Origin of the sequence: Leucobacter sp. M11 (assembly GCF_035726885.1) — a bacterium.
Classification (GTDB): domain Bacteria; phylum Actinomycetota; class Actinomycetes; order Actinomycetales; family Microbacteriaceae; genus JAPFRB01.
In genome coordinates this window covers 576,144-586,423 of the sequence record NZ_JAPFRB010000001.1, presented here as the reverse complement: position 1 = coordinate 586,423, position 10,280 = coordinate 576,144, and the positions used below count along the sequence as shown (strand labels likewise).

Here is a 10,280-nt window from a genome sequence, read left to right as displayed (position 1 = left end):
AGTCCGTGGCGCTGCTCGTCGGGCACGGGCGGCGCGGCCCGGGCGAGAACGTGCTCGACCTGGACCTGGATCTGCGGGTGGACGATCACCCCGAGCCCGTCCGCGAGCTGGGGCGCATCCTGGACACGGCCCTCACCCCGTGACGCCCGCCGCGGCTACTGCTCGAACGGGGTCACCGCGCCGACGACCACGCAGGGTTCCGTTCCCGTGTTCGCCCACCAGTGCGGCACGGAGCACGCATAGGTCATCGCGTCCCCGGGGCCCAGTTCCACGCGGCGTTCCCCGTGCACCACGGTCAGCGTCCCGGACTCCACGATGACGCACTCCGTGCCCATGTGCCGGAAGGCCTTGCCCTCGTTAGAGAAGCCCGCGGGGATCGAACTGCGGATGACCTGGAGCGAGGAGTGCAGGCCGGGGGTGAGCAGCTCCCGGATCACCCGCTGGCTCGCGGGGGACTCCTCCAGGATCGGCAGCAGCTGCCGTTCGTCGGCGCGGACCACGAGCTCGTCGCGCACCGCGCCCCCGGCGAAGAGCCGGGCCAGGGGGATCCCGAGCGCCTCGGCGAGTCGCTTCAGGGCGAGAAACGAGGGGTTGCCCAGCCCCCGCTCGACCTGGCTGATCAGCCCGAAGCTCACCCCGGACCGCGAACTCAGCGCGGTGACCGTCAGCCCCTGGCGCTGCCGCTCGTGGCGCAGCTCCCGGCCGAGCGCGGCGACCTCGACGTTCTCTTCCGCTTTCTCGTTCTTCACCCTCACAGACTACCCACGACAGCGGCGCGCGCCGATGCGCTCCGCGAACAGGAGGCACGCACCATGACCGATCCGCAGCCACAGACCCCCGAGGCGGCGCGGCCAGCCACCCCCATTGACCGGATCGCCGAGGACTGGGTGGACACCCTCGTCGAGCTGGACCCCACGGTGGGCACCCGGCTCGGCCGGGCCGGGAGCAATGCCCGCTTCGGCGACTACTCGCCGAGCGGCCTGGACGCCCGGGCGGACGCGGAGCGGCACACGCTCGCGGCGCTCGCGGCGGCGGCCCCCGTGGACGAGGTCGACGAGGTGACCCGGCGGGACCTCTCGGAGCAGCTTGCCCTGCGGCGCGAGCAGGCCGAGCTGGGGCTCGGGCTGCGCGACCTGAACGTGATCGTCTCGCCCGTGCAGGCGATCCGAAACGCCTTCGATCTGATGCCCCGGGGGAGCGAGGCCGACTGGGCGGCGGTCGCGACGCGCCTGCACGGCGTCGCCGGGGCACTCGCCGGGTACCGGCGCACCCTGGCCGAGGGGGCTCGCCGCGGCATCACCCCGGCGCTGCGCCAGGTCCGCGAGGTCGCGGCGCAGGCCGAGCGGCACGCGGCCGCCGACGGCTTCTTCCCCGGCCTCGTCGCCGGGGCTGGCGGGATGCCCGCTGGCCTGCGCGCCGAGCTCGCGGCGGGCGCGGCGGCGGCGGCGACCGCCTACGCCGGCCTGGCCGACTTCCTCCGGGACGAGCTCGCCCCCGCCGCCTCCGAGCGCGACGGGGTGGGCCGCGAGCACTACCAGTTGGCCTCCCGCGAGTTCCTCGGGGCGACGGTTGACCTCGACGAGAGCTACGCGTGGGGCATCGAGGAGCTGGCCCGGATGACGGAGGAACAGGCGAGCATCGCCCGCGAGATCGTGCCGGGCGGCACGGTGCCAGAGGCGATCGCCGCCCTGGACGCGGACCCCGCGCGGATCCTGCACGGCACCCGCGCGCTTCGGGACTGGCTCCAGGAGACCAGCGACCGTGCCGTCGCCGAGCTGGGCGCGACGCAGTTCGATATCCCCGCGGAGATCCGCCGGCTCGACTGCATGATCGCCCCGACCCAGGAGGGCGGGATCTACTACACGGGCCCGAGCGACGACTTCTCGCGCCCGGGGCAGATGTGGTGGTCGGTGCCTCGGGGCGTGACCGAGTTCAAGGCCTGGCGGGAGCTGACGACCGTCTACCACGAGGGGGTCCCGGGGCATCACCTGCAGATGGCGACCGCCGTCGTCCACCGGAACCGCCTGAACTCGTGGCGTCGGCAGCTCGCGGGCACCTCCGGGCACTTTGAGGGCTGGGCGCTCTACGCCGAGCGGTTCATGGCCGAACTCGGGTTCCTGGACGACCCCGGCGCGCGGCTCGGCATGCTCGACGGGCAGCGGATGCGCGCGGCCCGGGTGGTGCTCGATCTCGGCGTGCACCTCGGCAAGCCGCTGCCGGACGGCTCCGGGCGCTGGGACGCCGCATCCGCCCTGGCCTTCATGACCGAGAACGTGACGATGAACCCGGCCTCCGTGCGCTTCGAGGTGAATCGCTACCTCGGCTGGCCGGGGCAGGCCCCGTCCTACAAGATCGGGCAGCGGATCTGGGAGCAGCTGCGCGACGAGGCAGCCGAGCGCGGCGGTGCGGACTTCGACCTCCGCGAGTTCCACCGCGAGGCGCTCGGCCTCGGCTCGCTCGGGCTCGACACGCTCGCCTGGGCGCTCCGCCGCCAGCGCTGAGCGCTCAGCCGACCGGGGGCCGCGCGCCGAGGTGCGGTCCCTGATTGCTGACCCCGCGGGAACTGACGCGGACGGCGCGCTCGGCGTCGTCGTAGATTGCCCGGGCCGCGAGGGCCCCGCCGCCGAGGGTTCCGGCGAGCCAGGTGAAGCTGCGCTGGTCCACGGGGGCCTCGCCCGCCGCCGCGCGCATGGCCTGCAGGAGGAGCATCTCGGGCAGGCTCGGGTGCGGGCCGCTCGCGTGCGCGAGCCCGAGCAGGGGCGGGGCCTCGTCCGCGGGGATCAGCCGGAGGGTCCAGCTCAGGCTCCGTCCGCGCGCATCGACCTCGCTCACCCGGGGAATGCCGGGCTCGGCAACCCGGTCGAGCTCCGCGAAGTCGCGGACGATCTCGGAGGCGAGCAGGAGCTCGGGGTCTCCGGCGTAGAGCGCCCGCCAGTCCTCGGCCCCCAGGCCGTGCGGCGCGGGCACCGGCGTGAGCCGTTCCTCGGCGGCGCAGGCCGCCCCGAGGGCGGCGAGGTCGACCCCCGCCGCCTCAAACTCCTCCGGCTCTGGCACGCTCAGACCGAGCCGGGACAGCACCCGAGCCGCGAGCTCGAAGGCGGCCTCGAAGCGGTGCCGCACGCGCTCGTCCCCGAGGCCAGCGAAGGCGGCCCCCGAGAGGTCTCCGGCGCGCAGCCGGGCGGCCTCCGCATCCAGCCAGGCATCGAGCCCGTCCGCGCCGGCCAGCCCCGTCCCCGCCGCGACCCCGGCGGGGTCGGCGTGCCGGGCGTAGGCGGCGTCCAGCTGCTCGGCCAGATCCGGGAACAACGCCCGGGCCAGGGCAGTCCGGTCCTCGCGGTGCCGGGGTGCGGTGCTCATCAGTTCTCCCTCTGCGCCGGGCGCTGCCGAATCGGCCGGGGCTGGCCGCGGCGCCGCGGCGCGGCTCGTGCTCGATCATTGCACGGGCCGCCGCCCCGCGGCCAGCCCCGAGCGCCCAGGGTCATCCGGTCCCGCCCGGTTGCTCCGCCTCGATCAGTCCGCGAAGCACCTCGGGCAGCGCCCGGGGGTCGTCGAGGCGGCGGCCGCCGGGGGCAAAGCGCTGGACGAGGTCATCGGTGCCGAGACCGAGGCCGAACACGGTGACCCCGGCGGCGCGAAGCCGCTTCAGCTCCGCGGCGGCGACGACGGGGTCGTTCGAGCCGCCGTCGCTCACGAGGATGACGATGCGTCGCCGCGGCTCCCCGTCGCTCGCGAGCCGGGCCCCGAGGACGCCGAGCTGCTCGGCCGCCGCCCGGAGCGCCGCCCCGTCGTTCGTGGAGCCGCGGGGGCTGCGGATCTCGAGGTCGAGGCGCTGCCGGGAGGCGTCATCGAGCGCCCCCGCGAGGGGCTTGACGACGGTGGGCTCGGCGTCGAACACGATGAGCGCGGTCCGGATGCCGAGCCCCAGCTCGGCCCCCGTCTCGCGCTCGGCGGCGGCGATGTCTCGCTCGGCCCCCGCGAGCCCCTCCAGCATGATGAGCGCGGCGTCGCTCGCGGCGTCCGCGGCGAGGCCCTGCATCGAGCCGGAGCGGTCGAGCAGGAGCACGTAGTCGGTGCGTCCGGCGTCCTCGCCGCGCCGGGGGGCGCGCTCCCGCCGCCGATACGCGCTCGGGCGGGGCACCCCCGCGAGGGACTCGGCGACCACGCGGGCGAGGGCCTCGGCATCGAGGCTGTCGCCCTCCGGGAACGGGCGGCGGCTGAGCACGGGCCTCGGGGCGAGGCGCTCCGAGATGACCCGCTGCCAGGTCTGGCGCATCCGGTCGACGGCCTCGCGCTGGGCGAGCACGCGCTCCCGGTACCCGCGCAGCTGCGCCGCCCCGGCGGCGTCGCCCGCCGGGGCGGGCCCGGCTGCGGCCGGGGAGCGGGGATCGCCCTCTGGCGGAGGCGCATCCGCGAAGGCGCTGCCCTCGGGCAGCGCCTGGAGCAGCGCGGCAATCGTGTCCGCCGCGGGCATCGGGGTCGGCAGGATCGTGCTCACGAAGGCGCCCCGGTCCGAGGCGAACAGGTCCGCCCCCTCCGTGCTCGCCGCGTCGGCCGGGTCCTGACGGTGCTCCGCCCCGTCGTCTGGCTCGGCGGAGCTCGCCTCCTCGCCCGCCTCGCCCTCCCCGGCCTGCGCGTCGGCCGCCTCGCCGGCCCCGAGCGCGAGGCCCGCCCCGGCATCGCCGTCCTCCGCCGGGGCCGGGGGCTGCGCCTCGCCTTCGGCGGCCAGGCCGCGGGCGGCCACATCGAGCGCGAGCAACCGGTCGGCGGGCGGCACGAGGAGGCCGAGCGCGCGCTCGAGACGTGCGAGCTGCCCGCGGGCCGCATCGGGGGCGGCGACGCGGCGCAGGGCGTCGCCGCCCCCGCCGCCCAGCCCGGCGAGCCGGGTGAGCTCCTCAGCCACCTCGGGGGAGACCCGAACCGGGTGCCGCGGGGCGAGGGCGGCCAGCTGCACGGCGCCCGCCCACTGTAGGTGCCGCGGCCAGCCCGTGAGGTCGGCGGGCACCCCGCGCTGCGCGGCCCGTTCCAGCGGACCGCGCAGCGCGGGGAGCGTCGCGAGCAGCTCGCCGCTTGCCTGGATCCGGTCGATCGCCGCCAGCAGCGGCTCCAGCTCCGGGCGGCGGTGGGCGAGCTGCTCCTGGCGGCGCACTCGGACGGGCGCGACCCGGCCGAAGCGCAGCCCGACCCAGAGGTCGAGCAGGGCCCGAGCCTCGGCCTCGTCCTCCGGGTGCCCCAGCCCCGAGTAATAGCCGAGCCCCAGCCGCAGCCCGGACCCGTCGAGCTCCCACCCGAGGTCCTCGGTCACCGTGATCGGCACCCCGAGCAGGCGGCCCACCGCGCCGAAACGGGCGCGCAACCGCGCCCACTCGCTGGCCCGGGACTCGGGGACGGACGGCGCCTGACTCATAGGCCCACCCTAGGTCATCCGGCTCCGCGCGCCCGGCCCAAGCCGACTGGACGGTGCAGGGCCCGCGCGTGATAGCGTGGCGGCATGTTGCCCCTGGACGCGGACCCCGTGCTGGCGGAGGCCGCGGAGATCGCCGCGGAGCTTCGACGCAGCCGCCGAGCGGTGCTGGCCGACGCGGCCCACCTCCTCGCCCCCGAGGCCGTCGACGAGCTGCGCGTGCGACTTGCCGCCCTCCGCGCGCGGCCGGACGGACCCGAGGCACGCTCGGCCTGGGCGGCGCTCGCGGCCGCGCAGCCCGATGCGCTCAGACTCGGTCTCGCGAGCATCGAGGAGCTGCTCGATCGGGAGGCCCGGCTCTTCGCTGAGCCGGAGCACCGCGCTCTCCGTGACGCGGCGCTCGCCGAGCAGGCCGCCACGCTGCGCCTCGCGGCCCAGGCCACCCGCGCGGCGGCTCGGCAGGAGGCTCGCCGGGCGGAGGCCGCCGAGATCATCGCCCGCGCGGCCCGCTCCGGCCGACAGCTCATCGCCGCGGAGGTGCGCCGCCTCGACGAGTTGCGCTCGGACCCGGATCGCGTCCCCGACTGGGAGCGCGGCATCGACTCCGCGCGCCGACGCGACGCCGTCCTCGCCGCGCTCGGCACGATTCGGCTCCGCGAGGCGAAGCGCCAGCTGGACGGGGGGCTGCTGCTCACCGAGCAGATGCGCGGGATCATCGCCGAGGCGCTGCCCGCCCTGCACCGTGGCGAGCCCCTGCTCCTGCTCGGCGAGACCGGGGGCGCGAAGACCGCGCTCGCGGAGTACCTCGCCCGGACGGGGCTGGGGCGCGAGCCCGAACTCGTGTCCGGCTACGGCGACATCACGAGCGCCCAGGTGATCGGGGCGCACGAACTGCGCGCGGAGGGCGGGGCCACCGTGAGCGCCTTCGTCGGCGGGCCGCTGCTGCGCGCCATGACCGAGGGCCGCGCGCTGATCCTCGACGAGGTCAACGCGATGCCGCCCGAGTTCCTGAAGCGGCTCAACCGCATCCTGCAGCTGCGCCCGGGGGACCGCTTCGCGGTGCAGGAGAACGCGGGCCGGGCCGTGACGATCCAGCCGGGCTTCGCGGTGCTCGCCACCGCGAACGAACAGACCCCGCACCGCTACCGCGGCATCGATCGGCTGAGCTCGGAACTCGTCAACCGTTTCGGCGCGAACAGCTACCGGGTGCACTACCCGGATGCGGGGCTCGGCTACGCCGAGTTCCCGGCCGAAAACGCGCTGCTCGCCTCCGCCGCGGTCGTCGACCGGGAGGGAGAGCTGCCGCGATTCCTCAGTGCGCCCGAGCTGGGGCGAGCCGCACGGGCGGCCTTCATCAGCCAGCAGGTCTTCGCCGGTCGGCACGGCGAGGGCTTCGAGAACTACGTGAGCACCGAGCGGGAGATCGACGGGCGGCCCGGGCTCGAAGAGTCCGTGATCGCCCCGCGCACCCTCGTCGCGATCCTGCGCAAGGTCGCGGGCTCCGGGGGCGAGATCGGGCTCGACCACGCGATGCGGCGCTTCGTGGAGGGCGTGATGCACCGGGAGGACCGCCGCGTCCTCACCCTCATCCTGCAGGGCCAGGGCTTCCGGCTCTAGCCGCGCGACGGCGCGCCGTGCGACGAGCCACCGCGGGGCCTTGCCCGGCGTGGGGGCCCATCGTACAATTTGAACATGTTCAATGAACCTGTTCAAGTTTCGGCCGGTCGCACGAGTCGCCGAGAGGACACCCGGAGACGTGTGCGTGCGGCGGCGGAGGAGTGTTTCCGGGTGACCGGGTACCGGGGCAGCGCGGTCCGCGACATCGCGGCGCACGCCGGGGTCAGCGTTGGCACCGTGATGCAGTTCGGGGGAAAAGCGGGGCTTCTCGTCGCCGTTGTTGATGATTGGATCGCGGCGATCCACAGCGACGCAGCCCGAGCGCACCCCGAGGGCCCTGCGAGGCGGGCGGGGGCCGATCTCGCCGAAGACGTCAGTGCCCTGCTGCGCCCGTTCCTCCGTCGATTTCTCGGCGAACAGGAGCTGAGTCGAGAGTACGCCGCGGTCCTCCTCAGCGGCGAACACCGCTCCGAGGTGTTCTCCGGCCTCGCCGACACCCTGCGCACGGAACTCCTCGCTGTTCTCGGCGCACACGACGTCGTGGGGGCTCGCGCGGATGACGCCGTTGAGACGCTCTACCTGAGCTACCTTGGCCTGCTCTTTACCCTCGGCGGTGAGCCGCACTCGGACCCCGATGCGGAGCTCGATCGAGCGCTCGGGCGGCTGCGCGCCGTCGCGCGGAGTCTCACCGCGGGCGACCGGGACCCCGCCGCGGGGGACCGGAGATGAGTGCGGCGACGCTGCTGCTCCCGGACCCGGCCTGGCCGACCTGGCTGCTCGCGGCCGTGGTGCTCGTTGATGCCGCGCTGTCCCTCCGGCCGCCCAGGTTTATCAGCGCCTGCCTGACCGGAGTGGGCTTTCCCCGGGACTGGTGGTGGACGCTGATCGTCATCAAGACGCTGGCCGGCGTTGGCCTGCTCGTCGGGCTCGCGGTGCCCGGGGTGGCGCTCGCCGCACACGCGGGGGTCATCGCGTACTTTCTCGCCGCGCTGCTCGCGCATCTTCGGGCCCGTTTTTTCGGCTCGGCGTTCTGGGTCAACTGCCTCGGCATGCTGACGCTCGCCGTCGGCTCCGCCGCGCTGGCCCTCGGCCCCGGGGTCCGAGAGCTGCTCGGCAATCTCGAACTGCTCGGCAATCTCGAGCTGCTCGGGGCGGCGCTCACCCGCTGAGCCCCGGAAAGCCGGGGGTTTTCGGGGTCGGCGCGGGGCCGCCCGCCCGCGGTTTCCACCCTCACTGTATTCCTCAGATGAGGATTAGGCAAGGCTACCCTTTGTCCGCTACGGTGCTGTTGGTCGACCTCCCCCCGAGCCTCAGAACGAAAGGACCGCATGTTCGTCATGCCCCGAAACGCCAGCCCCGCCCGCAGCCGGAAACGCCTCCTCCCCGCCCTCGCCCTGCTGAGCGTCGCCGCGGTCGCCCTCGTCGGCTGCGCCCCCGCGGTCGGGGCAGCGCCCGCCGCCCCCGAGCCCACGACCCCGGCCGCCGGGATCTCCGTCGTGGACCAGCGCGGGGAGACGATCGAGCTGCCCGGTACCGTGGAGCGAGTCGCCTTCACGGTGATGCCCGCGCCCTCGATCTTCGCGGCGGTGGACCGGAGCTATGACCGGATCGTCGGCATTAACGAGTCGACGCTCAAGGCCAACCAGGGCGGCATGTTCGCGACGATGTTCCCGGCGTCCGCCGAGAGCACGACCGTCGCCGGAGCGGACTTCGTGCCGAACGTCGAGACCCTGGTTGGGCTCGACCCGGACGTGGTCATCCAGTGGGGTGACCGCGGCGACGACGTCATCGCCCCCATCACCGCCGCCGGCATCCCCGTGGTGGGACTCAGCTACGGCACCCAGGAGGACCTGGAGGCCTGGCTCACGCTCTTCGCCGAGATCGCGGGCAAGCCCGAGCGCGGCACAGCGCTGGTCGAGTGGCAGCACGAGCGTATCGAGGCCGTCCGCGCCGAGGTCGCCGCCCAGGACACCCCGCGCCCCCGCGCCATGATGCTCTCGCACGCCGCCGACAGCTACTCCACGACGACGGGCGACGGCTACGACGGCTTCCAGTTCGACCTCGTCGGCGCGGACCTCGTGTCCCAGGACTTTGTCTCCGACGGCGGGCAGGTCGGCCCCGAGCAGATCCTGGAGTGGAACCCCGAGGTGATTTTCCTGAGCGCCTTCGACGAGTCCACCCCGGAGCAGATTCTCGCCGACCCACGCCTCGCCTCCGTGCAGGCGGTGCAGGACGGTCGGGTCTACAAGACCCCGCTCGGCGGCTACCGCTGGCAGGTGCCGGGCTCCGAATCGCCCCTGATGTGGGAGTGGATGTTCCACCTGCTGTACCCCAAGGCGGGCGACTCCGAGCTGCGCGCGCAGACCGTCGCCGCCTTCGACGACCTCTTTGCCTATCCGCTCAGCGAGGACGAGCTGGACGGGGTGCTCCGCTTCGCGGACAACGCCGCCGGAGCCGACTATGACCAGTTCCGCCGCTAGGGCGCGAACGACCGAGACCCGGGGCACCCCGGCCGCCACCGTCGCGACCGTCGCGACCGCCGAAGCGTCCCGCAACGATCCGGAGCCCGGTGCCCGCACGCCGGGCTCCGGCCCACTCGTCCTCGGGCTGCTCGTTCTCGCGCTGATCGGCACCGCGCTGTTCGCCCTGTCCGCGGGCCGCTTCCACGTCCCCGCGGTCGAGGTCGCGCGGATCCTCGGGTCCCTGGCTCTGCCCCTCGAGGGGAGCTGGACGGATCAGCAGGCCACCGTGGTGCTCGACGTTCGGCTGCCGCGGCTCCTGCTCGCGATGCTGGTCGGCGCGGGCCTCGCCCTGAGCGGCGCGGCCATGCAGGCCGTGTTCCGGAACCCCCTCGCGAGTGCCCAGGTGCTCGGCGTCTCCGCCGGGGCCTCCTTCGGCGGGGTGCTCATGATCCTCGCCGGGCTCGGCGGGGCCTTCCTCGTCGGGGGCGCGTTCCTCGGCGGGCTCACCGCGCTCGCCCTCGTGCTCGTCATCGCCCGGGTCACCCCGGGGTCACCGCTGCTCATGGTGATCCTCGCGGGCACGGTCATCGGGGCGATGTTCAACGCCTTCGTCTCGATGCTCACCTACGTCGCGGACCCGAACGGCGAGCTCCCCTCGATCGTGTTCTGGCTGATGGGGTCGATCGCCACGGCGAGCTACCCGAAGCTCCTGCTCGCCGCGGTGCCGATCGTGGCCGCCTCCGGCGTGATCCTCGCGCTGCGTTGGCGCGTGAACATCCTCTCGATGGGGGACGACGACG

General features: G+C 74.5%; 10 protein-coding genes. 7 read left to right on the top strand and 3 right to left on the bottom strand.

Annotated features, from left to right (window positions below; all coding sequences use genetic code 11):
* A partial coding sequence (locus OOT08_RS19055; RefSeq protein ID WP_442916173.1) for a hypothetical protein occupies positions 1-143 on the top strand: 143 nt, incomplete at its 5' end.
* A 12-nt stretch (positions 144-155) separates the two neighbouring features.
* Here OOT08_RS19055 and OOT08_RS03005 read toward each other — a convergent pair.
* Positions 156-749, bottom strand: coding sequence for a helix-turn-helix domain-containing protein (locus OOT08_RS03005; protein WP_325091062.1), 594 nt, complete (start codon positions 747-749; stop codon positions 156-158).
* A gap of 63 nt (positions 750-812) precedes the next feature.
* Between OOT08_RS03005 and OOT08_RS03000 the strand changes: the two genes are divergently transcribed.
* Complete coding sequence (locus OOT08_RS03000) at positions 813-2,501, top strand: DUF885 domain-containing protein (RefSeq protein ID WP_325091061.1); 1,689 nt, start codon at positions 813-815, stop codon at positions 2,499-2,501.
* 4 nt (positions 2,502-2,505) lie between these two features.
* Here the strand turns inward: OOT08_RS03000 and OOT08_RS02995 are convergent, their stop codons facing one another.
* Positions 2,506-3,357, bottom strand: a complete 852-nt coding sequence (locus tag OOT08_RS02995; protein ID WP_325091060.1) for a hypothetical protein — start codon at positions 3,355-3,357, stop codon at positions 2,506-2,508.
* 121 nt (positions 3,358-3,478) lie between these two features.
* Entirely contained in the window at positions 3,479-5,404 is a 1,926-nt protein-coding gene (locus OOT08_RS02990) for a vWA domain-containing protein (RefSeq protein WP_325091059.1), read from the bottom strand.
* Between the two features lie 84 nt (positions 5,405-5,488).
* On the opposite strand from OOT08_RS02990, the gene OOT08_RS02985 reads away from it, so the two are divergent.
* The 5 genes from OOT08_RS02985 to OOT08_RS02965 all read left to right on the top strand — a co-directional run.
* Positions 5,489-7,018 carry an AAA family ATPase gene (locus tag OOT08_RS02985; protein ID WP_325091058.1) on the top strand — a complete coding sequence of 510 codons (1,530 nt, stop codon included), beginning with the start codon at positions 5,489-5,491 and terminating at the stop codon, positions 7,016-7,018.
* 75 nt (positions 7,019-7,093) lie between these two features.
* The gene (locus tag OOT08_RS02980; RefSeq protein ID WP_325091057.1) at positions 7,094-7,747 is read left to right on the top strand and encodes a TetR/AcrR family transcriptional regulator; all 654 of its coding nucleotides are present in this window, start codon (positions 7,094-7,096) and stop codon (positions 7,745-7,747) included.
* Entirely contained in the window at positions 7,744-8,187 is a 444-nt protein-coding gene (locus tag OOT08_RS02975; RefSeq protein WP_325091056.1) for a DoxX family protein, read from the top strand. Before OOT08_RS02980 ends, OOT08_RS02975 begins: the two co-directional genes overlap by 4 nt.
* A 159-nt stretch (positions 8,188-8,346) precedes the next feature.
* Positions 8,347-9,498, top strand: a complete 1,152-nt coding sequence (locus OOT08_RS02970) for an ABC transporter substrate-binding protein (protein ID WP_325091055.1) — start codon at positions 8,347-8,349, stop codon at positions 9,496-9,498.
* Positions 9,479-10,280: FecCD family ABC transporter permease (locus tag OOT08_RS02965; RefSeq protein WP_325091054.1), on the top strand; the 802-nt coding region annotated here is incomplete at its 3' end. The genes OOT08_RS02970 and OOT08_RS02965, both read left to right, overlap by 20 nt.